Origin of the sequence: Microbacterium sp. USTB-Y (genome assembly GCF_023703415.1) — a bacterium.
Taxonomy (GTDB): Bacteria; Actinomycetota; Actinomycetes; order Actinomycetales; family Microbacteriaceae; genus Microbacterium.
Genome location: NZ_JAGMTU010000001.1, coordinates 230,882 through 254,495, shown reverse-complemented (window position 1 = coordinate 254,495; position 23,614 = coordinate 230,882). Strand labels below are relative to the sequence as shown.

The following is a 23,614-nucleotide window of genomic DNA, read 5'->3' as shown; positions in this document are numbered from 1 at the left end:
CGGCTCAGCGGGAAGCGGCGGGGTCGCCCGGGGACTTTCGGCGGCAGGGGTGTCGGCGGGCATGAGGACGATTCTACGCGGGGGCGATGGGAGGATCCGCGGAGGATCCGGCGGGCGTGCGGCTCAGGCTGCCGGGACGCTCGAGGCGGGGTCGGAGGACGGGGTCGGCTCGCCCGACGTCGCGGGCGCGGGGGAGACGGGATCCGTCTCCGGAGCGTTCTGCGGTGCGGGTGCGGGATCGACCGTCGGGGGGTCGGCGGGGGCCGGTTCGGTCGGCGCCGGTGTCTCGGCGGGAGCCGGGGTGTCCGCCGGGGCGAAGGAGTCGGCCGGAGGGGCGGCGGGATCGGTCGCGGGGGCGTCGGCGGGCGGCGTCGGGTCGGCGACGTCCGAGAGCAGGCACTCCCACCAGTGCAGCGGGCCGAGCGTGCCGAGATCGAGCACCGCCGATCCGCCGACCTTGTCGCCCAGGACGTAGGCGATCGTCACGAGGGCGCCGCTGTTGATCTGGCTGCGGCTCGGGGCGAGTTCGATCACGCCGTTTCCTGCGGCGTTCAGGACGACGCTCGTCGTGAGGTTCGCGCCGTTGTCCGAGGTCGCGCGCAGCGTGGTGCCGGGCACGCCGCTGACGGGCACGGTCACCCGGATGCCGTCGATCAGCGAGAGGATGCCGCAGTGCAGGGAGGCCGTCCCGAGCACCGGCGCCGAGGCCGGCGGAGTCGCGGGACCCGGATCGGTGCCGGGGTCCGTGCCGGGGTCGGTTCCCGGGTCTGTGCCAGGGTCTGTGCCGGGATCGGTTCCCGGGTCTGTGCCGGGGTCCGTTCCCGGGTCCGTGCCAGGATCCGTTCCCGGGTCAGTGCCAGGATCCGTGCCGGGATCGGTACCGGGGTCGGTTCCCGGGTCCGTGCCGGGGTTGGTGGGCGGCTTCTCCTCCGCCGGGGGATCCGGAGGGAGCACGGGGTCGGCGGCGGGCTCCGGGGCGGTCGTGGTGTCGACCGGGGCGCTCACCACCGGCTTCGGCTTGTCGACGTGCGGTGCGGGGTCGGCCGGGGGCTCCGTCGGCACCGGGGCCGGCGCGGGGACGGTCGTGGTGGAGGGGGGCGTGACCTGCGCGACGATGCTGGAGTCGCCCTGGTCCGACGCGGACGGGGCGGAGGTCGATGCCGGATTCGCCGTGAGGCCGGGGACGACCGCGGCGGCGACGATGGCGCCGGCGATCACCAGTGCCGCGGAACCCGCGCCCACCAGGGCGCCGAATCCTGCGATGGCACCGCCGGACGAGCCCGTCGCCCCGCCCGAAGCGGTCGAGGACGCCGCGGCGGCGCCGTGCGCCGCGCCGACGCCCGCCGCGCTCGCGCCACCCGCGACGACGGCCCCCTGCACGACGCTCGACGGCATCGCTGCGAGAGCCACGGCCGGCAGGGCGCCGCCCTGCAGCATCGCGAGGTAGGCGCTCGATCCGCCGACGCCCAGGACGAGCGGGAGGAGCACGAAGGCCAGCCGGTGCGAGACCTCCTTGGCCTCGGCGGCGACGATCAGGCAGCGCGCGCACTCGCCCAGATGCCGCTCCAGCTTGGCGCGATCACGGGTGCCGAGGTTGCCGCGCGAGTACGCACCGAGGCGCTCGATCGTCCATTCGCAGACGGATCCGGGCACGGCGGTGCTGAGGTGGGCCTGGATCCAGGCCTCGCGCAGGCCCTCCCTGGCCCGGAACGCGAGCTGTGCGGTCGCCCCGGCGGTCATCCCGAGCAGAGGCGCGATCTCGGCCGGCTTCATCTGCTCGATCTCGGAGTACCAGAGCACCTCCTGCCAGCGCGAGGGAAGGCTGCGGAACGCCTGGGCCGAGAGGCTGCGATCGAGGGCGTCGTTCGTGGCCTGCTCCGTCGAGGACGGATCGGCGACCGTGTCGAGCTCGTCGATCGGCGCCTCCCGGCGCGCGCGCCCCCAGCCGGCCGCGGTGTTGCGGATGCTCGTGAACAGGTACGCGCGGAAGGAGCCGGTCGGGCCGCCGCCCTTCTGGATCGCCTGATAGGTGCGCGCGAACGCCTCCTGGACGAGGTCGTCGGCATCGAAGGTGCTCGTGATCGACCGTGCGACCGTGATGCCCGACGCGTAGTGACGACGCCACAACTGGGCGAAGGCTTCGGGGTCGCCTGAGCGCGTGCGCAGCACCAGATCGGCGTCGCTGCGCGGCGATGCGGCCGCGGCATCGTGCGAGTGTTCGGTGTAGTCGGTCATCTCTCGGTTCTCAGGTCGGAAGCGCTCTCGGCAAAGAGACGCGGACCCAGTCTTCTCATCACGCGGACTCCCCATTCTTCACCCTCTGGCTGGGAACGCGCCAGGGTGCGAACGAAATCCCCGAACCGAAGTCGGGTTCTGCGCTCACGGGACTCGGTGTCGGGGATGCTGAGACGCGGTTTCCCGACACGGTGCCGGTCGGCCCCCGGCCCCGCGGATCCGGGGCTTCAGAAAAAATCCGAAGAAATCTTGCGAAGTCGCGTAATGGATCCGTTGCGACCCCATCTCTCCTGTCAGAGACAGTCTGCGAAAGCCACCGGGGGGCGGCGAACAACGACTCCGGCGGATGGGGATCCGCCGGCGGGGTCGGCCCGGCGCCTCGGGGGAGGAGTTCCGGGCCGCCCCGCTCTGAACACGGGGGGATCCTCCGATTTCGGGTTGCGTGAGGATCTGGGGAAGGGTCGAGGGTACGGGGGTCGCCGCTGGGGAGCGGCAGGCCCCCGGCCCTCGCCGGATCCGCGTCTCGCGGATCAGCGCGTCAGCGCGCCGCCGGTCCACACCACCGCGACGTCCAGGTCGGCGGTCAGGAGCACCGCGTCCCCCAGCTTTCCCGGCTCGAGGCCGCCGAGCCGGTCGCCCACGCCGATCGCCCGCGCCGGGGTGCGCGTGAGCGCGTCGATCACGTCGGGCAGCGGCACGCCGGCCTCCACGGCGCGGCGCAGCGCCACATCCTGGGTCAGCGTGGATCCCGCGATCGAGCCGCTCTCGACGCGAGCGACGCCGTCCAGGACCGTGACCCGCAGCGAGCCCAGCATGTAGTCGCCGTCGGCCGCTCCGGCCGCGGCCATGGCATCGGTGACCAGGGCGACCCGGCCAGGGGCCTCGTCGAACACGAGCTTGATCACGTGCGGGTGCAGGTGGATGTTGTCGGCGATCGCCTCGAGCGTGACGCGCTCGTCGTGCGCCGCCGTGAGCACGGGGCCCGGGTTGCGGTGGTGCACGGGGCGCATCGCGTTGAAGGCGTGCGTGAGGATCGTCGCGCCGGCGTCGAAGGCCTCGCGCAGCGTGTCGTCATCCGCATCGGTGTGCCCGACCGCTGCGGCGGCGCCCGCCGCGACGACGAGGCGGATCGCCTCCATGCCGCCGGGGAGCTCGGGTGCGAGCGTGACCTGCCGCACCGTGCCGCGGCCGGCGTCGAGCAGGCGCTGGACGTCCGCGGCTTCGGGCAGGCGCAGGAGCTCGGGGTCGTGGGCGCCCTTGTGGCCGGGATCGAGGAAGGGACCCTCCAGGTGCGAGCCCAGCAGGTCCCGGTCCATCTCCATCAGGTCGGCGACCATGCCGATGCGCTCGGCGAGCTGGTCGAGGGCCGCGGTGATCAGCGACACCACGGCCCGGGTGGTGCCGTGGCTGCGGTGCATGGCGCGCGCGGTGCGGATCGCCTCCACGCCGTCGTCGAACGCGGCCGTCGCGCCGCCGTGCCCGTGGATGTCCACGAACCCGGGGGTGAGGATCGCTCCGGGTCCGGCCGCCTCCCGCGCGTCGACCACCGTCTCGGCCGGAGCCCAGCCGGACCCGGTTCCGCGCGCGACGACGGCGCCGTTCTCGAAGCGCACCCACCCGTCGTCGACGGAGGACCCGCCGGAGACGATACGGGCGGAGTGGATGACGAGCGTTCCCTGCGCGGAGCTCTCGGTGCGGGCGGTCATGCGGTCTCCTGGTCGGTCGTGGTCGAAGGGGCGTGCGGGGTCTCGGTGTCCGCCGTTCGCGCCGGCGGATCGTCGTCGAGTGCGGCGCGATCGACGGCGATGCCGGCCGCCTCCCAGGCGGGGACCAGCTCCGCGACGCGCGTGCGGAACGACTCCCAGGAGCGCTCCGGGCCGTCCTGTGCCGACCAGCCGACCTCGGCCTGCGCGGCGATCCGCGGGAACGCGAGGCCGTCGGCCTCGGCGAGGGTCGTCACGGACTCGGTCCACAGCGGCGCCTCGATGCCGAGGATCGCCTCGACCGGCACTCCGTCGATCACCCGTGCGGGATCCCAGTCATAGGAGGTGCGCAGCGGCACGATGCCGGCCCAGGCCAGCCCGCGCGGATGATCGGCGCGGGGCTTCATGTCGAGGTAGGCGCGGTCGGACGGCGACAGGATCAGCGCGCCGCCGCGCTCGACGAACCGGCGCGCGTGCGCGGCGTGATCCCCCTCCGGCGTGACGGATCCCCAGTACTGGCCGATCATCCCGGCGGGGAGGCCCTCGACGGCGCCGGCCTCGTGCCAGGCCACGGGAACCTTGCCGGTCTCGGCGGCCAGCCTTCCCGCGCGCTCGAAGAACAGGGCGAAGTCGGCGGCCGAGGTGCCCAGGCACTCGTCGCCGCCGATGTGCAGGAACGGGCCGGGGGTGAGCGCGGCGATCTCGCCGAGCACGTCGCGGATGAGGTCGTAGGTGCGCTCGTCGTGGATGCGCACCGAGGAGTGCCCGACGCCCCAGCCGGCGTACTGCTCTCCGTGCACCGGCAGCGGCTGGCCGAGATCGGCGGCCTCGGTGAGGTTCGCCTCGGTGAGGGTCGGCTCCTCGACGAGCTCGGGGTAGCCCAGACCGACCGCGTGGGTGTGCCCGGGCAGGTCGATCTCGGGGATCACCGTGACGTGGCGCGCGGCCGCGTAGTCGACGATCGCGCGATAGTCGTCCTGGGTGTAGAAGCCGCCGGGTCCGCCGGTCGCGTCGCCGGCCGCGCCGCGACCGGTGAGCTGGGGCCATGAGGCGATCTCGATGCGCCAGCCCTGGTCGTCCGTGAGGTGCAGGTGGAGGCGGTTGAACTTCAGCCCCGCCGCGCGGTCGATGTAGCGCTGCACGTCGGCGACGGAGAAGAAGTGGCGCGCCACGTCGAGCATGACCCCGCGATAGCCGAAGCGCGGGGCGTCCTCGATGCGCACGACGGGCAGCGTCCCGTCGCGGCGCACCAACTGCAGGAGCGTGCGGGTGCCGTGGTACAGCCCGGCCCGGTCGTGCCCCGTGATGCGGACCCCGCCTGCGGACGAATCGAGCAGGTAGCCCTCGGCGGATCCGATCGCCGGATCGATCGCGAGGCTGATCACGGTGCCGCCGTCGGTCGTGAGGGCCTCTGAGCCGAGGATCGCGGCGAGGTCGGTGCGCAGCAGCGCGGCCGTCTCGGGATCCCCGTCGACCCGCACGGAGGCGATCGGGACGGATCCCTCCCCGAGGCTCGCGGAGGACGGGAACGGGATGAGCAGCAGCGCATCATGCAGGACCATGAACAAAAACTACCGCGCCCGCGGGCCGACCGGGGCATCCGCCGCTCGTCATCGCCCGACGGATCCGCATCCCGATCGGGTAGGCTCGGGATGTCGCGACTGGCGTCTGGGTGGGTCACCACCGGGGAGCGACCGTCATGGATTCGACCGCGCGCCTGGGCCGATGAGCACCCCTCTTTCGCAACCGTCAAAGGAGCACGCCATGACCGACCGTTACTTCAACGCGCCTCTCTCCGAGGTCGATCCCGAGATCGCCCAGGTCCTCGACCGTGAGCTGAAGCGTCAGCAGACCTTCCTCGAGATGATCGCCTCGGAGAACTTCGTCCCCGTCTCGGTCCTGCAGTCGCAGGGCTCGGTGCTGACGAACAAGTACGCCGAGGGCTACCCGGGCCGCCGCTACTACGGCGGCTGCGAGGAGGTCGACGTCGCCGAGGAGCTGGCGATCGCCCGCGCCAAGGAGCTGTTCGGCGCCGAGTTCGCGAACGTCCAGCCGCACTCCGGCGCGACCGCGAACGCCGCCGTGCTGCACGCGATCGCCCGTCCCGGCGACACCCTGCTCGGCCTCTCGCTCGACCAGGGCGGTCACCTCACCCACGGCATGAAGATCAACTTCTCCGGCCGCCTGTACGACATCGTCGCCTACGGCGTGAACCCGGAGACCTCGACCATCGACATGGACGAGGTGCGCCGTCTCGCGATCGAGCACAAGCCGAAGGTCATCATCGCCGGCTGGTCGGCGTACCCGCGCACGCTGGACTTCGCCGCGTTCCGCGAGATCGCCGACGAGGTCGGCGCCCTGCTGTGGGTCGACATGGCACACTTCGCCGGTCTCGTCGCCGCGGGCCTGCACCCGAACCCGGTGCCGCACGCCCACGTCGTCTCGTCGACCGTGCACAAGACCATCGGCGGCCCCCGCTCGGGCTTCATCCTCACGAACGACGCCGAGATCGCGAAGAAGATCAACTCGGCCGTCTTCCCCGGCCAGCAGGGCGGCCCGCTCATGCACGTGATCGCCGCGAAGGCGACCGCGTTCAAGATCGCCGGCACCCCGGAGTTCAAGGAGCGCCAGGAGCGCGTGCTGCGCGGTGCGGCGATCATCGCCGACCGTCTCTCGCAGCAGGACGTGAAGGATGCGGGCATCGCGGTGCGCTCGGGCGGCACCGACGTGCACCTCGTGCTCGTCGACCTGCGCGACGCCGAGATCGACGGCAAGCAGGCGGAGGACCTGCTGCACGACATCCACATCACGGTCAACCGCAACGCCGTCCCGAACGACCCGCGTCCGCCGATGGTCACCTCGGGCCTGCGCATCGGCACGCCCGCGCTCGCGACCCGCGGCTTCGGGGATGCGGAGTTCACCGAGGTGGCCGACGTCATCGCGCTCGCGCTGCAGCCCGGCGCGGACGTCGAGGCCCTGCGCGCCCGTGTCGACGCGCTCGCCGGCGCCTTCCCGCTGTACCCCGACCTGCAGCAGTAGACCCGACGGGATACTGCCCCCGGGGTCGTTGAGCGAGCACGGCCGCAGGCCGAGCGAGACGAAACGCGGCAAATGTCGCAAGAGCGCCGCGTTTCGTCTCGGTCGCCGCCGGCGTCCTCGCTCAACGCCCCCGAGGGGCGGGCGACAGAACACCTTCGACGAGAGAATGGAAGACCTCGATGACCGCGAAGATTCTTGACGGCAAGGCGGCAGCGGCGGAGATCAAGGCGGAGCTCGCCGAGCGGGTCTCCGCACTGAGGGAGCGGGGGATCGTCCCCGGCATCGGCACCGTCCTCGTCGGGGCCGATCCGGCCTCGCAGCTGTACGTGGGCATGAAGCACCGGCAGTCCGAGGCGATCGGGATGAACTCGATCCAGCGCGAGCTGCCGGCCGACGCGACCCAGGCCGAGGTCGAGGCCGTGATCGACGAGCTCAACGCGGATCCGGCCTGCCACGGCTACATCGTGCAGCTGCCGCTGCCGAAGCACCTGGACACCGATGCGATCCTGGAGCGGATCGACCCGGCGAAGGACGCGGACGGGCTGCACCCGACGAACCTCGGCCGGCTCGTGCTCAACGTGAACGCGCCGATCCGCACGCCGCTGCCGTGCACGCCGCGCGGCGTGATCGAGCTGCTGCTGCGCAACGACTACGACCTCAAGGGCAAGCACGTGGTGGTCGTCGGCCGCGGCGTCACGATCGGCCGCCCGATCGGGCTGCTGCTCACCCGCCGCGACATCAACGCCACGGTGACGCAGGTGCACACCGGGACGCCGGACATGTCGCCGTATCTGCGTCAGGCCGACGTGATCGTCGCGGGCGCCGGGGTGAAGCACCTCATCCGCGCCGAGGACGTGAAGCCGGGTGCGGCGGTGCTCGACGTGGGAGTGACGCGCGAGGACGACCCGGAGACCGGGAAGAGCAGGGTCTACGGCGACGTGGAGCCCGCGGTCGCCGAGGTGGCCGGCTGGGTCTCGCCGAACCCCGGCGGGGTCGGGCCGATGACGGTCGCGCTGCTCATGACGAACGTGGTGGAGGCCGCCGAGCGCGCCGCAGCCTGAGCACGCGGACGAGAACGGGCGGATCCGACGACGCGTCGGATCCGCCCGTTCCCCGTCCGGGACGGGAGATCAGCCGAGTTCGTCGAGCATGCGACGCTGCTCGGGCGTGAGGCCGTCGTCGAGCTCCTGCCGGCCGGCGGCGGTCGCGGCGGAGGACGGTGCGGACGACGCGGAGGGCGCAGGCGAGGCCGAAGAACGGGATCCGGCGATCCTCGCCCCGGCGGCGTCGTACAGCTCACCGGCCTTGCGGGACAGCGCGTCGTCGACCTGGTCGTAGACGACCCAGCCGACCAGCAGGATCACGGGCGGGACGATCCAGCCCCAGACGTTGCCGGCGCGCACGCCGCTCAGCCAGACCGTGAGCGCCCAGATCAGGAACTCGACCGCGAACACGGCGAGGTACTGCACGAACTTCGTGCCGCTCGACGACATCGAGGTGGCGGCCCTCTTCAGCAGCGGCTTGAGGAAGAGCGTCGCCAGGGTCAGGATCACGGACGCCCACAGCGCGTGCAGGCCGACCCGCGCCGGGGTCAGCCAGCCGACCACGAGCAGCACGACCACGTTGAAGACGTAGAGCGACGCGAACCGCACGATCAGATTCCTCATGCGTCCAGACTGTCATGCGACGGAGCGCGCCGGGAGGGGCGCCGCGCCGGGCAGGGGGTGCGCGGCCGGACCGCAGGCCAATATGCTGGCCGCGTCCGCGACCCTCGAGGAGACGCACATGCAGATCGCCCTGTTCATCGCCGAACTGATCGTGGTCCTCGGCTGCATCGTCATGGGCACGCGCTCGAGCGGCGTGGGGCTCGGCCTCTGGGGAGGGACGGGCGTCGCGATCCTCGTGTTCGTGTTCCGGGTGCCGCCCGGGTCGCCGCCCGTGGATGCGCTCCTCATCGTGCTGTCGGTCGTGCTCGCCTCCTCGATGATGCAGTCGGCGGGAGGGATCGACTGGATGGTGTCGGTCGCGGCGAAGCTCATCGCGCGCAGCCCGAAGCAGATCACGCTCGTCGCGCCGCTCATCTCGTTCCTCTTCTCGGTCGGCGCGGGGACCTCGAACATCCTCTATCCGCTGCTGCCCGTGATCCAGGACCTCTCGTACCGCAACGGCATCCGGCCGTCGCGCCCCCTCTCGCTCTCCGTGGTCGCGACCGGCGTCGCGCTGGCCTGCAGCCCGGTCTCGGCGGCGATGGCCGCGATGGTGACGCTCACCGACGTGGCGCCGTGGAACTTCGAGCTCATCGACATCCTCAAGGTGACGATCCCGGCCGCCGTCGTCGGCATCGTGGTGTCGAGCCTCGTCGTGAACCGTCTCGGCAAGGAGCTCGCCGACGACCCGGAGGTGCAGGCGAAGATCACCCGCGGCGAGCTCGCACCGCCGCGCACGGGCGCCGCCGAGGTCAAGGCGGACGTGACCGTGACCGCCGCGGGACGCAACGCGGCGATCGTCTTCCTGCTCGGCGTCGCCGTGATCGTGCTGTTCGGCCTGTTCAAGGGGCTCCGCCCGCTCGACGGCTCGGGCGACCCGGTGAGCATGACGCCGATCATCGAGATCGTGATGTTCGTGGCCGGAACCGTGATCCTCCTCGTGTCGCGCCCGAAGGTCGGCGAGATCCCGACGATGTCGGTGTTCAAGGCCGGCATGGTCTCGGCGATCGCGCTGTTCGGCCTCGCCTGGCTCACCGACACCTTCCTCGGCGCGCACGCGACGCTCATCTCGGAGGGCGTCGGCGGCCTCGTCACCGCGGCCCCGTGGATCTTCGCCCTCGGCGTCTTCCTCGTCTGCGTGCTCACGACCAGCCAGTCCACGGCCACCCGCACGATCGTGCCGATCGGCCTCGCGGCGGGGATCCCGCTCGGGCTGCTGTCGGGCATGTGGGCTGGCGCGTTCGCGGGCATCTACCTGCTGCCGACGAACGGCTCGCAGATCGCCGCGGCGAACTTCGACACCTCGGGGACGACGAAGCTCGGCACGAAGCTCGTGGACCACTCGTTCTTCGCCCCCACACTCATCCTCGCCGTGACGACGATCGGCTTCGGCGCCCTCTTCGGCGTGCTCTGGGGCGGCTGATCCGCCCTCGTCGGCGGGCGGGCTTCGCCGGGATCAGCCCGCTCGGTACAGGTCCCAGGAGCGGCGGCAGGCCGTGGCGATCCTGTCGACGTGCGCGGGGTCCTCGGTGATCCAGTCGGTGCCGGGCCGGTGCAGCTGCGCGGTGGCCGCGTCGCCGAGCAGGAACTCGCGGAGGAACTCGGCCTGCACGGCGTCGAGCACGGCTCCCGCCGCGGCGGCCTCGTCCGCGAGCGCGCGGAAGCGGGCGCCGGCGGCGAGGATCTCCTGGCTGCCGAGATAGGGCTGGTTGAGGGCGACATCACCCGGCTGCGCGGCGTCGAAGCCGACGCGGTGCGCTTCGGCGAGGGCGCGCAGGCGCTCCGGCGCCATGGTCGGGGGATCGGCGGGGTCGCGCTCCTCGCCGCGGGCGTCGCCCCGGTTGGAGAGCGCGACGATGTTCGGCAGGCGGTCCTTCTCGGCGCGCGGGACGTCGACCGCGCCGTCCTTCGTGGTCGTGGTGTTCATGGTGTCGTGGAACGACAGCCGGGTGAGCGCGCCTCCGGTGCGCAGCCGCTCGGCGACCATCTGCTCGGTCAGCTCGTCGCGGGTGCGCTCGTAGACGCCGAGACCGCGCTCGGCGACCTCGACGAACGTCTCGACGAGCCGGTGCAGGCCGGCCTCGGTGTCCGGCACCTCGATGATCGGGAAGAACGAGAACGTGACGGGGCGGATCGCGTCGACCCCGGAGAGGTCGACCCTCTGCCAGGGGCCGGCGGCGCGGACGCGCTCGATCGCCGCGGTCAGGTCGGCGGCGACGTCGGCGGGCCGTGCGCGGTTCGGATCGCGGACGAGACGCGGGTGCGGGTTGATCACGGCGACGACCCGGGGATCCTGCGAGGCCCAGCGCCGCACGACGGCCGCCGTCGCGACATCGGTGAAGTCGTACTGCAGCCGTCGCGTGAGCGCGGGGGCGAGAAACTCGGCGAGCTCCTCGGGGATCGCGGCGCCGGCGTGCGGGCAGCTGACGAGCAGGTCGGCGTCGCGCAGCGCGTCGTCGAGGGAGCGGTGCTCCGGATCCGCGTAGACGACGATGTCGTCGGGGGTGAACGTGCGGCCGGCGGGGATGAGGTCGAGGGCGCCCATGCGGCTCATGCTACCCAGCGGCCCACCGGGCGAGCGGTCCGGGCTCGCGGTCGTCCTCCGGGACTCAGCGCCCGGGGTGCACCGCGGCGATCGCGTCGAGCACCGTCGCGTACACGGCGTCGGCGTCGATCCAGGGCGGGGCGACGCGCGCGAGCTCGAGGCTGACCGCGCCGTGCACCTGCGCCCAGACGGCCAGGGTGCTGCGCAGATCGACGTCCTCGTCGACGCGATCGGCGCCGGTGAGGGTGCGCGCGAGGGGGAGGAGCGCATCCAGCTCCGGATCGGGCTCCGGATCGCCGCCGGCGCTCGGGGCGCCGTGAGGTGCTCCGGCGATCGCGCCGCTGAACATGAGCCGGTAGCGGTCGGGGTGCCGCAGCGCCCAGGCCCGATACGCCTCGCCGAGAGCGCGGAGGCCCCCGGGCTCCGCCTCGCGCTGCGCGCGGGCGAACGAGGCGAAGGAGTCCGCGACCACGGCGGTGATGAGGTCCGCCTTGCTGCCGAACAGCGAGTAGACCGCCGATGTCGAGGTCCCTGCCTCGCCCGCCGCCTCGCGCACGGAGAAGCGGTCGGGGCCGTCCCGGTCGATCATCGCCGAGGCGACCTCGATCAGTCGCGAACGCAGGGCCGCGTCGTGGGTGATGGGTCTTGCCATGGAAGGGATCTTATCGTAACGTCGTTCTGTAACAGTGTTCTATAACGACGTTCGCAAGGAGTGGCGATGAGCAGGCAGGTCTTCCCCGGTCGGTACACGGCAGCCGTGGACCGCAGCGACATCACGGTGTTCGTCATCGGGATGCGGGCGAACAGATGGTGGCAGCTGGGCCGGGTGCAGCGCGTGGCGCGGCAGATGCCGAAGATCCTGCGGCATCTCGCAGAGCACCCGGAGGCCGGCATGCTCGGTTGCGAGAGCTGGCTCGGGCGCACCACGATCCTGCTCTCCTACTGGGAGAGCCCGGAGCACCTGCAGCGCTTCGCCGCCGATCGGGAAGCCCCGCATCTGCAGCCGTGGCGCGACTTCATGCGCACGATGCTCGGATCCGGCAGCGTCGGGGTCTGGCACGAGACGTACCAGGTGCCGGCGGGGGAGATGGAGGCGATCTACGCGGACATGCCGGTGTTCGGACTCGCCGCCGCGACGGCGCACGAGCCCGTCGGCGCGGGCCGGAACACCGCGCGCCAGCGGCTCGGCCGCTGAGCGGGCCGGCGGGCGTGGGCGAGCGGGACTCCGCCCCGGATCAGGCCTGCGGGACCTGCCCGAGCTGCGACTCGATCCCGGCGATGCGCGCGTACTCGTCGAAGCGGAACGTCGCGCTGCCGCTCGCGTCGCTGACGACCGCCGCGGAGTAGGCCTCGTCGGCCCACTGCATGCTCCAGCCGGCGAGCCGGGCCAGATCCCAGACCGAGGAGCGCGCGTCGGAGAGCGTCAGCTCGGAGAGGATCCGCGGGAGCGCGACGACGGCGTCGGCGACGGTGAGCGGCGGGAGGGGCGCGTCGAGCAGGAAGACGGCGCGCGTGCCGCTGCCGACGGGCGCGGAGTAGTACGGCGAGCGGCCGGTGATCTCCTCCGCGATCGCGCCGACCTGATGCGCGGCGCCGGCGATCCAGCCGTCCAGATCGGCGTCGGCCTCGGCCGGGAACGGCAGCTCCGGGGTCGAGAGCTCGGCGATCGAGTAGGTCGTGCCGTAGTCGCGGAGGCCTGCGACCGACGGGTCGGATCCGCCCTGCGGGTGCGCCCAGGCCCACATCAGCGAGCGGGGTCCGGGCGCGATCGTCGCGACGAGCGACGCGCGTGCGACGAGCGTGCGGCTCGGATCCGTCTCGGACGTGAAGGTCAGGGTGCCCGCCGCGAGGTCTGCGTCCCAGCGGTGCTCGCCCAGGGCGGCGGTCGCGGCGACCAGCTGGTCCTGGCGGAGGGCGGCGAACAGTGCCGCGCGGTCGGCGAGGGGCGCGAGGACGGGGAAGGTCATGGGTTCATCCTGCCGCGGACGCCTATGAATGCGCCAGTCAGACGCCATCCGGCGCCTGTTCGCGGGCGCCGGACGCGGCCGTCGCCCGTCCCATGCGCCAGACGCCGGGGATCAGCATGGTGCCCAGGGCGATGAACGCGTAGACGATCGCCGAGCCGACCATGAGCGCGGTCACGTCGGCGCGCGCGATCAGCCAGCCGAAGGCGAGCGTGCCGAGCGGCATCGCGATGTAGCTGCCGAGCATGTCGTAACTGGACACCCGGGACAGCTTGTCCTCGGGGATCTGCTCCATCATCGTGACGTTCCACCCGGTGCTGAACACCTCGACGCCCGCACCCGCGATGAACGCGGCGGCGATGAGGAGCAGCACCGAGGGGTGCACGCCCAGGAGCGTGAGCGGGATCGCGAGGGCGCTCATCCCGAGCATGCCCAGCCGCAGCGGGCGCCGCAGCGGCAGCCAGAGCAGCACGAGGGTCATCACGAGCACGCCCGCGCCCTCGGCGCTCACGACCCACCCCCAGCCGGCGATGCCGAGGAGCGGGTCGTTCTTGGCGATGTACGGACCCGCGACGCCCCAGGCGCCGACGTGGATCGCGTTGAGGACCATGAACGCGAGCACGACGATCCACAGCCAGGGGCGGGACCAGAACTCGCGCCATCCGTCGTGCAGGTCGTGGAACAGGCCCGCCCGCTGCCCGCGCACGGGCGGCGGCAGGCGCACGAGCGCGAGGAACACGATCGCGAGCGCCCAGCCCGCCGCCTGGATCACCATGACCCAGGCGGGGCCGGCGAGCGCGACGATGCCTCCTGCGACGACCGGGCCCGCGATCGTGGTGGCGGAGCGGGCGAAGGACAGCAGCGCGTTGGCCTGCTGCAGATGAGCGGGCGTCGTCAGCTGCGGGATGAGCCCCTGCATCGCGGGCATGACGAAGGCGGCGGATGCGCCGTTCAGTGCGGCGAGGCCGGCCAGCAGCGGGACCGTCGCGGTGTGCGTGAAGAGCAGTGCGGCCGTCGTGCCGATCGAGAGGATGTCGACCACGTAGCTGGTCTGGATCACGAGCGCCCGCGGCAGCCGGTCCGCGACGACGCCGCCGAGCAGCAGGAAGAGGACGTTCGCCACCGTGAACGCCGTGAGCACGATCGAGAGCGCACCGGCATCGTTGTCGATGCTCAGCACGGCGAACGCGAGGGCGATCGACGACATCGAGCCGGTGACGAGCGTGAGGGTGCGCGCCAGGAAGAACCAGCGGAACCCGCGGTCCTGCAGCGCGGCGAGGGCCTTCTTCACTCGCCCCATCCTGACAGCTTCGGCGCACCGCACGCCGGACGGCACGCACTACTCAGGCCGGATGTCGCCCGGGACCGGGATCCATGGCCGGATCCCTCGCGCGAGCGACATCCGGCCTGAATTGTGCGCACCGGGCCTCGGTCACCCCGGGTGAGGAGGCCGAGGTCAGTAGCTGGAGGCGGGGCCGACGGCCGAGGCCGGGAGGAACCGGGTCGCGAGTGCCTCCGAGGCGCGGGCGAGGAGGGCGACGTCGGCGCCCACCGCGACGAACGCGGCGCCCGCGGCGATGTACGCATCGGCCGCGGCCGGGTCGAACGCGTTCACGCCCACCGGCTTGCCCGCAGCGGTCACCGCGGCGAACACCTGCTCCACGGCGGCCATCACGTCGGGGTGCGTCTGCTGTCCGAGCAGCCCCAGCGACGCAGCGAGATCGGACGGCCCGACGAACACCGCGTCCACGCCGTCGACCGCGGCGATCTCCGCCGCCCGGGCGACCCCCGCGGCGGTCTCGATCTGCACGGTGACCGACACGTGCTGCGCGGCCTCGGCGAGGTATCCCTCGACCCGGTTCCAGCGGGCGCTGCGGGCCAGGGCGGATCCGACGCCGCGCATGCCCTGCGGCGGATAACGGGTCGCGGCGACCGCGGCGCGCGCCTCGTCGGCGGACGACACCATCGGCACGATGAGGTTCTGCGCGCCGAGGTCCAGGACCTGCTTGATGATGACGGGATCGTTCCACGGCACGCGCACGAGCGGGGTGATCGGGTAGGCCGCGGCGACCTGCAGCTGCACCTGGAGGGTGTCCAGCGTGTTGGCGGAGTGCTCGCCGTCGACGAGCAGCCAGTCCAGTCCGGATCCGGCCGCGATCTCGGTGACGACGGGGCTACCCGTGCACGCCCACATCCCGATCAGGGGGCGGTCGGCGCCGGCGAGGCGCTCGCGGAACGTCGGGCTCAGACGAAGCGGCATTCGATGACTCCCATCGGCCCATAGTCGCAGCGCACCTCGTCGCCGCGCGAGACCCACATCGGCCGGGTGAAGGATCCGGCCAGGATGATCTCGCCCGCCTCGAGGCGCGCGCCGTGCTGGTGGAACTTGTTCGCGAGCCAGGCGACGCCCGTCGCGGGGTGACCGAGGACGCCGGCGGCGACCCCGGTCTCCTCGATCTCGCCGTTTCGGCTGAGCACCCCGGGCACCCAGCGCAGGTCGATCTCGTCCGGGCGCTTGTGCACGGTGCCGAGCACCATCGCCCCGTAGGCCGCGTTGTCGCTGATCGTGTCGACGATCGTGCGGCCCTCGAGCTCGATGTGCGAGTTGAGCACCTCGAGGGCCGGCACGGCGTAGTCGATCGCGGCGAGGGCGTCCTCGAGCGTGCAGTCGGGGCCTTCGAGCGGCTCCTTGAGCACGAACGCGAGCTCGACCTCGATCCGCACGTTCGAGAAGTGGTCGACCGGGATCTCGGATCCGGACGGGTACACCGTGTCGTCGAACATGACGCCGTAGTCGGGTTCGGTGATGCCCGTCGCCTGCTGCATCGCCTTGCTCGTCAGGCCGATCTTGCGCCCCACCAGCCGGCGTCCCGCGGCGACCTGCGCGTCGCGCCAGACGCCCTGGATCGCGTACGAGTCCTCGACGGTCGCCTCGGGGTGCCGTGCCGTGATGCGCGGGATCACCCCGTGCGCGCGGTCGGCCTCGGCGAGCTCCGCGGCGAGCTGCGCGATGGTGCCGGCGTCGAGGCTCACAGCTGGTGTCCGAGCTTGTACTCGCCCTGCTTCCACTCCGGCATGGCCTCCTCGTCGGCGGGACGGGTGTAGCTGAACCCGTCGGCGCCGATCGTGACGGCCATCTCGCTGCTGTCCGTGCGGGCCACGACCGGCTGCGGGTTGCCGTCGAGGTCGAGCACGAGCGAGGCGTCGGTGTACCAGCTCGGCACGACGGGGTTGCCCCACCAGTCGCGGCGCTGGTTGTCGTGCACGTCCCAGGTGACCACGGGGTTGTCCGGGTCGCCGGTGTAGTAGTCCTGCGTGTAGACCTCGACGCGGTGGCCGTCGGGGTCGCGGAGGTACAGGTAGAACGCGTTGCTCACGCCGTGGCGGCCGGGTCCCCGCTCGATCGCGTCGGAGCGGCGGAGCGCGCCGAGCTTGTCGCAGATCGCGAGGATGTTGTGCTTCTCATGCGTCGCGAAGCACACGTGGTGCATGCGCGGGCCGTCGCCGCCGGTCATCGCGGTGTCGTGCACGGTGGGCTTGCGGCGCATCCACGCGGCGTACACCGTGCCCTCCTCGTCCTGGATGTCCTCCGTGACGCGGAAACCGAGGTCCTGCATGTACTTCACGGCGCGCGGCACGTCGGGGGTGACCTGATTGAAGTGGTCCAGGCGCACGAGCTCGCCGGGGATGTGCAGGTCGTAGCGCCAGCTCATCCGCTCGACGTGGTCGGTCTGGTGGAAGAACTCGTACGGGAAGCCGAGCGGATCCACGACGCGCACGGAGTCGCCGATCCCCTTCACGAAGCCGTCGGGGTTGCGTCGCACGTCGCAGCCGAGCTCGGTGTAGAACGCGACGGCGAGGTCGAGGTCCGAGGGCTCCCGCACACGGTACGAGAACGCGGCGACGGCCGCGACGGGGCCCTTGCGCAGCACGAGGTTGTGGTGGATGAACTCCTCGGTGGAGCGGAGGTAGATCGTCTCGTCGTCCTCCTCCGTCACGTACAGCCCGAGCACGTCGACGTAGAAGACCCGCGAGGCGGCGAGGTCGGTGACGACGAGCTCCATGTAGGCGCAGCGGAGCACGTCCGGGGCGGGGGAGGCGGGGGTCGGGATCGGGTTGTCGGTGGAGATGGGCGCCTCCTGGCTCGTGAAGAAGCCGGAGGAGGTGAGCGTCATGTCGGCGCGATTGGTCATGTCAGCGTCCTTGCGTGAAAGAGAAGTCGGTCCGGTGATCGGGTCAGCGGGGGTCCGGGTCGTCGAGGTCCTGCTCGGCCGGCGGCGCCTGCTTGCCGAAGACCGGGTTGTGCGGGGCGCCGAGGGTGATGTGCACGCTCTGCTGGTCGGTGTAGAAGTCGATCGAGCGGTAGCCGCCCTCGTGGCCGAGGCCCGACGCCTTCACCCCGCCGAACGGTGTGCGCAGGTCCCGCACGTTGTTCGAGTTCAGCCACACCATGCCCGCCTCGACCGCGCCCGCGAAGTTGTGCGCGCGCTTGAGGTCGTTGGTCCAGATGTAGGCGGCGAGGCCGTAGCGGGTGTTGTTCGCGAGGGCCAATGCCTCCTCGTCGGTGTCGAAGGGGGTGATCGCGACGACCGGGCCGAAGATCTCCTCCTGGAAGATGCGCGCGTCGGGGGCCACGTCGGCGAACACCGTCGGGGCGACGTAGTTGCCGGTGGGGAAGCCCTCGGGGCGCCCGCCGCCGGCGACGAGGCGGCCCTCGCCCTTGCCGATCTCGACGTAGCTCATGACCTTCTCGTAGTGCTCCGGGTGCACCAGCGCTCCGACCTCGGTGGTCGGGTCGTGCGGCAGGCCGACCTTGACGCGCTTCGCCTGCGCCGCGAAGCGCTCGACGAACTCGTCGTACACGTCGCGCTGCACGATCACGCGGGATCCGGCCGTGCACCGCTCGCCGTTCAGCGAGAAGACGCCGAAGATGCAGGCGTCGATCGCGGTGTCGAGGTCGGCGTCGGCGAAGACGACGGCCGGGCTCTTGCCGCCCAGCTCCATCGACAGGCCCTTCAGGAAGGGCGCCGCGTTGCCGAAGATCAGCTGACCGGTGCGGCTCTCGCCGGTGAACGAGATGAGCGGCACGTCGGGGTGCTTCACGAGGGCGTCGCCGGCATCCTCGCCGAGGCCGTGCACGAGGTTGAAGACGCCCTGGGGCAGCCCCGCCTCCTCGAAGATGCCCGCCCAGAGGGAAGCGGACAGCGGCGTGAACTCGGCGGGCTTCAGCACGACCGTGTTGCCCGTCGCGAGCGCGGGGCCGAGCTTCCAGGACTCGAGCATGAACGGCGTGTTCCACGGCGTGATGAGGCCGGCGACGCCGATCGGCTTGCGGTTGACGTAGTTCATCTGCTTGCCGGGCACCTTGAACGCATCGTCGGCCTGCGCGACGATCAGGTCGGCGAAGAAGCGGAAGTTCTCGGCGGCACGGCGGGCCTGGCCGAGCGCCTGGGTGATCGGAAGACCCGAGTCGAAGGACTCGAGCTCGGCGAGGCGCGCATCGCGGGACTCGACGATGTCGGCGATCTTGTGCAGCACGCGCGAGCGCTCGCGGGGGAGCATGCGCGGCCAGGGGCCCTCGTCGAAGGCGCGCTTGGCGGCCGCGACGGCGCGCTCGATGTCGGCCTTCTTGCCTGCGGCGGCGCGCACGTAGGTCTCGTTCGTGACGGGGTTGAGCACCTCGAAGGTGTCGCCGTCGAGGGAGTCGACGAACTCGCCGTCGATGTAGTGCTGGATCTTCTCGGGGAGATCGGCGGGGGTGTAGGCGTCGGTCATCATCGTCCTTCCGGGTGGTTCCTGGGTTGTTCCGGCCCTTCTCGGGGCCGGTCGTGCGGTCAGAGTGTCTCGGAGCGGCGGGCGTCGAGGAACGCGTCCATCGTGCGCCAGCGGTGGTTGCGGGCGGCGAGCTCGATCTCGAGGGGATCGGCGCCGGAGCGGATGAGATCCAGGATCTGCACGTGCTCCTCGACGGAGTGCCCCGCCCGTCCCGGCACGAAGGCGAACGTGGAATCGCGGATCCCGGACAGCCGGGCCCAGCCGCGGTGCACGAGGTCGAGGATGTGCGGGTTCGGGCAGGGCTCGTAGAGCACGGAGTGGAACTGGCGGTTCAGCTCGGTGAAGCGGTGCGCGTCGAAGCTGTCCAGCAGCCGGGTCATGCGGTCGTTGACCTCGGCCGCGCGGGCGAGAGCATCGGCGTCGAGCAGCGGGGCGGAAAGCGCGGTCGCCGCGCCCTCGACCAGGCCCAGGGTCTGCATGGTGTGCGCGTACTCGCTCTCGTCCACGAGCGAGACCCGCGCCCCGACGTTGCGCTCGAAGGTGACGAGGCCCTCGGCCTCGAGCCGGCGGATCGCCTCGCGCACGGGCACCACGCTCATCCCGAGCTCATCGGCGATCGTGCCGAGCACCAGCCGGAAGCCGGGGCCGAAGGCGTGCGAGGCGATGCGGGAGCGGATCCACGAGTAGGCCTGCTCCGACTTGCTCGCCGTGAGCAGGTCGGTCATGCCCCGGGCTCCGCGGATGCGGCCTTCGCGGCGTCGTACTTCGCCCGCCAGGCGGCGTTCATCGGGAACAGCCCGTCGACGGGATGCCCGGCCTCGACCTGCTCGGCGATCCAGGCGTCCTCCTCCTCCTGGGCGAGGGTGGCGTCGACGACCTCTTCGACGAGCGCGGGCGGGATCACGATCACGCCGTCGCTGTCGCCGACGATGATGTCGCCCGGCTGCACCGTGGCGCCGCCGCAGGCGATCGTCACGTCGACGTCCCACGGCACGTGCTTGCGGCCGAGCACCGAGGGGTGCGCGCCCTGGGAGAAGACCGGAAGGCCGATCTCGGCGACCGCGGCGAAGTCGCGCACGCCGCCGTCGGTGACCACCCCGGCGGCGCGGCGGGCCTGGGCGCGCAGGGCGAGGATGTCGCCGAGCGTTCCCGTGGTGGCGTCCCCCCGGGCCTCGATCACGATGATCTCGCCCTCCTCGACGGCATCGAACGCGCGCTTCTGCGCGTTGTAGCCGCCGCCGTGGGTCTTGAACAGATCCTCGCGGGCGGGGACGAACCGCAGCGTCTTCGCGGTCCCGACGATCTTGGCGCCGGGGAGGTTCGCCGAGACCCCGTCGATGAAGCAGGCGTGCAGGCCGCGCTTGCGGAGCTGGGCGCTGAGGCCCGCCGTCGGGGCGGCCGCGAGTTTGGCGCGGAGCTGCGGGTCGAGTCCGGGCTCCGTCGCGGGGGCTTCCGCGGCGGCTTCGGCGGGCAGCCCGGCCGCTTCGCGCGATCCCCAGGCCTCGGCGCGCTGCAGGTCGTCCACGGCGGGGAGGGATCCGAGGGAGCCGTCGAAGGCGACGGTGCCCTGCGTGACGGTGGTGCGCAGCCCGCCGGAGGTGAACGTCCGGGAGGAGTGCGGGGCGTCGACCTCGACGACGACGACGTCCCCGGGGACGATCACGCTGGATCCGGCCGGGGTGCCGGTGAGGATGATGTCGCCGGGCTCGAGCGTGAAGTGCTGGGAGAGGTCGGCGATCAGCTGCGGCAGCGGGAACAGGAGGCCGCTGGTCTCATCGTCCTGCCGCAGGTCGCCGTTGACCCAGGCGCGCACGCGGAGCTCGGCGGGGTCGACCTCGGCGGCCGGGATGAGGTCGGGCCCGATCGGGGTGTAGCCGTCGCCGCCCTTCGAGCGCACGTTGGAGCCCTTGTCGTTCGCGCGCAGGTCGTAGAGCCCGAGGTCGTTCGACGCGGTGACCCAGGCGACGTGCGACCAGGCGTCCGCGACGCTCACCCGGTGGGCGGCGGTGCCGATGATGAGTGCGATCTCGCCCTCGAAGGCGAGCAGCTCGGTGCCGGCGGGGCGCTCCACGACGCCGTCGGTGCCGGCCATGGAGGAGGACGGCTTGAAGAAGTAGGAGGGGGTCGCGGGGGTGCGGCCGCGCTGGTCGGCACGGGAGCGGTAGTTGAGGTGGATCGCGATGATCTTGCCGGGCCGGTCGATCGGTGCGGACATGGGCGCCTCCTCGCGCGGTGGGTGCCAGGGGGTGCCTTGGCGTCGTATTCGAAATCGTATATCATCGTGTCGAGCCCGGCAAGCAGGGAATCCGGATCCGTCCGCAACGGGATCCGAGGCCCCCGACGGGCACGACGACGATGTCGGCCAAGACGACGACGTCCCATGCAAAGGAGTACGCAATGTCCGCAGAATCCTCCCCGGGCTTCACGCCCACCGGCACCATCGCCTCGGCCGCCGACCGGCGCCGGGTGGTCTTCGCCACCGTCATCGGCACCACGGTCGAGTGGTACGACTTCTTCATCTACGCCACCGCGGTGGGCCTGGTGTTCGGCCAGCTCTTCTTCAAGGACCTCGGTGCGAACAGCGCCCTCGTCGGGTTCGCGACCGTCGGCGTGAGCTTCCTGTTCCGCCCCCTCGGCGCGTTCCTGGCGGGCCACTTCGGCGACAAGTTCGGCCGCAAGGCCGTGCTGATGTGGACGCTGATCCTCATGGGCGCGGCGACGGCGCTGATCGGCGTGCTGCCCGATGCGAACGCGATCGGGGTCGCGGCTCCGATCCTCCTGGTGCTGCTGCGCATCCTGCAGGGGATCTCGGCCGGCGGCGAGTGGGGCGGGGCGGTGCTGATGGCCGTCGAGCACGCCCCCAAGGCCAAGCGCGGCATCTTCGGCGCGGCGCCGCAGATCGGCGTGCCCCTGGGCCTGCTGATCGCCTCCGGCGTGATGGCGATCATGGCGCTCGTCGCGCCGGGCGACCAGTTCCTGTCCTGGGGCTGGCGGATCCCGTTCCTGCTCAGCGTGGTGCTGATCGTGGTCGGCTACTACGTGCGCCGTCGGGTCGAGGAGAGCCCGGTGTTCACCGAGCTCGCCGAGCGCAAGGAGGCCGCGAGCATGCCGATCGTGCAGCTGTTCCGCAAGCACCTGCTGCTCGTGATCATCGCCGCCCTCGTCTTCGCCGGCAACAACGCGGTCGGGTACATGACCACCGGCGGGTACATCCAGGGATACGCGACCAACCCCGAGGGCGCGCTCAAGCTCGACCGCGGACCCGTGCTCTGGGCGGTAGCCGGCTCTGCCGTCACCTGGCTGCTGTCGACCCTGGTCGCCGGGTGGATCTCGGACCGGATCGGGCGTCGCACCACCTACATCATCGGCTGGATCCTGCAGCTGATCGGCGTGTTCACGCTGTTCCCGCTGGTGAACACCGGGCAGATCGGACTGCTGTTCGTGGCCCTCGCGATCCTCACGATCGGACTCGGCTTCACCTACGGCCCGCAGGCGGCGCTCTACACCGAGCTGTTCCCCGCCTCGATCCGCTTCTCCGGGGTCTCGATCTCCTACGCGATCGGCGCCATCGTCGGAGGCGCCTTCGCGCCGACCATCGCGACCGCGATCGTGCAGGCGACGGGCTCGACGCAGGCGGTCACCTGGTACCTCGCCGGCATGACGGTGATCGGCCTCGTCGCGACGCTGCTGCTGCGCGACCGCAGCGGCATCCCGCTCGGCCCCGACGCGGAGGCCGAGCAGGCGGTGAGCCCGATCTACGGGATGTCCCGGGCCTAGACCGGAAGACCGGGCGCGGCGCCGTATTCAGGCTGGGCTGCCGGTGGTGGGGGTTCTGGCCCGTGGTTTCGCGGGGTGGGGCTGGTCTGGCCTGAGTTGGGTCGGCTCAGGCCCCGAGGGCGTCGCGGATGGTCGCGGCGGAGTGCTGCAGGCGCGCGGCGATCTCGGCGTCGGTGCGGTCGGTGGCGACGTGCACCACGGCGATCGCGGCGGGGCGCTGTCCGCGCAGGGCGAGCGGAACCGCCACCGACTGCACGGTCGGGATGACCTCGTCGTGGCTGGTCGCGAAGCCCGCGAGGCGGGATCCGGCGACCGCGTCGTACAGCGCCGCGGGGGCTCCCTCGGGCCACTCGGCCTCGGGCAGTTGCGTGAGGATCGCCTTGCCGGGGGCGCCGACCGTCACGGGATGCCGGGCGCCCGGGCGCTGCGCCACGCTCGCGACGGTGTGCCGCGGCTCGACGCTGACCAGGGTGATGCACTCCTCGCCGTCGAGCACGGCGAGGAAGCAGGTCATGCCGAGCTCGTTCGCGACGGCGGTCAGCTCGGGAAGGGCCTCGGCCTGCAGATCCTGCGCGACGCCGGCGGCGAGTGCGGCCATGCGCGGCCCCAGCGCGACGAGGCCCGCCGCGTCCCGCCCGATCAGGCGGTGGTCCTCGAGGGTGCGGAGCAGGCGGTACGCGATCGAGCGGTGCACGCCGAGGCGTGCGGCGATCTCGTCGATCGAGAGGGGGCCCCGCTCGTCGCCGAGGATCTCGAGGATCCGGATTCCGCGGCTGAGCGTCTGGGATGCAGGGGCTTCGGCCATGGATCCGCCTTCCGATGTTGATCGACGTCGCGACCTCGGCTAGTCTGTGTTCAATAGTAGAACGT

The 23,614-nt window shown here is 71.9% G+C and carries 20 protein-coding genes and 1 riboswitch; of the genes, 5 read left to right on the top strand and 15 right to left on the bottom strand.

Annotation, left to right across the window (positions count from 1 at the left end):
* Positions 1 to 123: 123 nt before the first annotated feature.
* The 3 genes from J8G10_RS19310 to J8G10_RS01130 form a co-directional block, all read right to left on the bottom strand.
* Positions 124 to 2,235, bottom strand: coding sequence for a sigma-70 family RNA polymerase sigma factor (locus tag J8G10_RS19310; protein WP_285813932.1), 2,112 nt, complete (start codon positions 2,233 to 2,235; stop codon positions 124 to 126).
* A gap of 530 nt (positions 2,236 to 2,765) precedes the next feature.
* Entirely contained in the window at positions 2,766 to 3,941 is a 1,176-nt protein-coding gene (gene nagA, locus J8G10_RS01135; protein WP_251438645.1) for an N-acetylglucosamine-6-phosphate deacetylase, read from the bottom strand.
* Entirely contained in the window at positions 3,938 to 5,500 is a 1,563-nt protein-coding gene (locus J8G10_RS01130; RefSeq protein WP_251438644.1) for a family 20 glycosylhydrolase, read from the bottom strand. The genes nagA and J8G10_RS01130 overlap by 4 nt, the downstream gene beginning before the upstream one ends.
* Positions 5,501 to 5,585: 85 nt before the next feature.
* Positions 5,586 to 5,668, top strand: a riboswitch (ZMP/ZTP riboswitch).
* A 34-nt stretch (positions 5,669 to 5,702) separates the two neighbouring features.
* Between J8G10_RS01130 and glyA the strand changes: the two genes are divergently transcribed.
* Both glyA and J8G10_RS01120 read left to right on the top strand, forming a co-directional pair.
* A complete protein-coding gene (gene glyA / locus J8G10_RS01125) occupies positions 5,703 to 6,977 on the top strand; it encodes a serine hydroxymethyltransferase (RefSeq protein ID WP_251438643.1) in 1,275 nt (424 codons plus the stop codon).
* A gap of 179 nt (positions 6,978 to 7,156) precedes the next feature.
* On the top strand, positions 7,157 to 8,038 hold the full coding sequence (locus J8G10_RS01120) for a bifunctional methylenetetrahydrofolate dehydrogenase/methenyltetrahydrofolate cyclohydrolase (RefSeq protein ID WP_251438642.1): 882 nt from the start codon (positions 7,157 to 7,159) through the stop codon (positions 8,036 to 8,038).
* 69 nt (positions 8,039 to 8,107) lie between these two features.
* Here J8G10_RS01120 and J8G10_RS01115 read toward each other — a convergent pair whose 3' ends face one another.
* Positions 8,108 to 8,644 (bottom strand): hypothetical protein, encoded by a 537-nt coding sequence (locus tag J8G10_RS01115; protein WP_251438641.1) that lies wholly within the window; start codon positions 8,642 to 8,644, stop codon positions 8,108 to 8,110.
* Between the two features lie 118 nt (positions 8,645 to 8,762).
* Here J8G10_RS01115 and J8G10_RS01110 point away from each other — a divergent pair, with 118 nt between their 5' ends.
* On the top strand, positions 8,763 to 10,106 hold the full coding sequence (locus tag J8G10_RS01110; protein ID WP_251438640.1) for an anaerobic C4-dicarboxylate transporter: 1,344 nt from the start codon (positions 8,763 to 8,765) through the stop codon (positions 10,104 to 10,106).
* Positions 10,107 to 10,139: 33 nt separating this feature from the next.
* Here J8G10_RS01110 and J8G10_RS01105 read toward each other — a convergent pair whose 3' ends face one another.
* Positions 10,140 to 11,228 (bottom strand): N-formylglutamate amidohydrolase, encoded by a 1,089-nt coding sequence (locus J8G10_RS01105; RefSeq protein ID WP_251438639.1) that lies wholly within the window; start codon positions 11,226 to 11,228, stop codon positions 10,140 to 10,142.
* Positions 11,229 to 11,292: 64 nt separating this feature from the next.
* Positions 11,293 to 11,880, bottom strand: coding sequence for a TetR/AcrR family transcriptional regulator (locus tag J8G10_RS01100; protein WP_251438638.1), 588 nt, complete (start codon positions 11,878 to 11,880; stop codon positions 11,293 to 11,295).
* Between the two features lie 66 nt (positions 11,881 to 11,946).
* Between J8G10_RS01100 and J8G10_RS01095 the strand changes: the two genes are divergently transcribed.
* Positions 11,947 to 12,423 (top strand): DUF4188 domain-containing protein, encoded by a 477-nt coding sequence (locus J8G10_RS01095; protein ID WP_251438637.1) that lies wholly within the window; start codon positions 11,947 to 11,949, stop codon positions 12,421 to 12,423.
* Between the two features lie 40 nt (positions 12,424 to 12,463).
* Here the strand turns inward: J8G10_RS01095 and J8G10_RS01090 are convergent, their stop codons facing one another.
* From J8G10_RS01090 to J8G10_RS01055, 8 genes are all read right to left on the bottom strand, one after another.
* On the bottom strand, positions 12,464 to 13,195 hold the full coding sequence (locus J8G10_RS01090) for a DUF6882 domain-containing protein (protein WP_251438636.1): 732 nt from the start codon (positions 13,193 to 13,195) through the stop codon (positions 12,464 to 12,466).
* A 37-nt stretch (positions 13,196 to 13,232) separates the two neighbouring features.
* Entirely contained in the window at positions 13,233 to 14,483 is a 1,251-nt protein-coding gene (locus J8G10_RS01085; protein WP_251438635.1) for an MFS transporter, read from the bottom strand.
* A gap of 165 nt (positions 14,484 to 14,648) precedes the next feature.
* Complete coding sequence (locus J8G10_RS01080) at positions 14,649 to 15,452, bottom strand: HpcH/HpaI aldolase/citrate lyase family protein (RefSeq protein WP_251438634.1); 804 nt, start codon at positions 15,450 to 15,452, stop codon at positions 14,649 to 14,651.
* Complete coding sequence (locus J8G10_RS01075; RefSeq protein WP_251438633.1) at positions 15,437 to 16,225, bottom strand: 2-keto-4-pentenoate hydratase; 789 nt, start codon at positions 16,223 to 16,225, stop codon at positions 15,437 to 15,439. The genes J8G10_RS01080 and J8G10_RS01075 overlap by 16 nt, the downstream gene beginning before the upstream one ends.
* Entirely contained in the window at positions 16,222 to 17,385 is a 1,164-nt protein-coding gene (gene hpaD / locus J8G10_RS01070; RefSeq protein ID WP_251438632.1) for a 3,4-dihydroxyphenylacetate 2,3-dioxygenase, read from the bottom strand. Before hpaD ends, J8G10_RS01075 begins: the two co-directional genes overlap by 4 nt.
* A 43-nt stretch (positions 17,386 to 17,428) precedes the next feature.
* Entirely contained in the window at positions 17,429 to 18,967 is a 1,539-nt protein-coding gene (hpaE, locus tag J8G10_RS01065) for a 5-carboxymethyl-2-hydroxymuconate semialdehyde dehydrogenase (protein ID WP_251438631.1), read from the bottom strand.
* A gap of 59 nt (positions 18,968 to 19,026) precedes the next feature.
* Entirely contained in the window at positions 19,027 to 19,692 is a 666-nt protein-coding gene (locus J8G10_RS01060) for a GntR family transcriptional regulator (protein ID WP_251438630.1), read from the bottom strand.
* Complete coding sequence (locus tag J8G10_RS01055; protein WP_251438629.1) at positions 19,689 to 21,182, bottom strand: fumarylacetoacetate hydrolase family protein; 1,494 nt, start codon at positions 21,180 to 21,182, stop codon at positions 19,689 to 19,691. The genes J8G10_RS01060 and J8G10_RS01055 overlap by 4 nt, the downstream gene beginning before the upstream one ends.
* A gap of 182 nt (positions 21,183 to 21,364) precedes the next feature.
* Between J8G10_RS01055 and J8G10_RS01050 the strand changes: the two genes are divergently transcribed.
* Positions 21,365 to 22,744 (top strand): MFS transporter, encoded by a 1,380-nt coding sequence (locus tag J8G10_RS01050; protein WP_251438628.1) that lies wholly within the window; start codon positions 21,365 to 21,367, stop codon positions 22,742 to 22,744.
* 106 nt (positions 22,745 to 22,850) lie between these two features.
* On the opposite strand, the gene J8G10_RS01045 is transcribed toward J8G10_RS01050, so the two are convergent.
* Positions 22,851 to 23,549: an IclR family transcriptional regulator gene (locus J8G10_RS01045; protein ID WP_251438627.1), complete on the bottom strand. Its 699-nt coding sequence runs from the start codon at positions 23,547 to 23,549 to the stop codon at positions 22,851 to 22,853.
* Positions 23,550 to 23,614 lie beyond the last annotated feature (65 nt).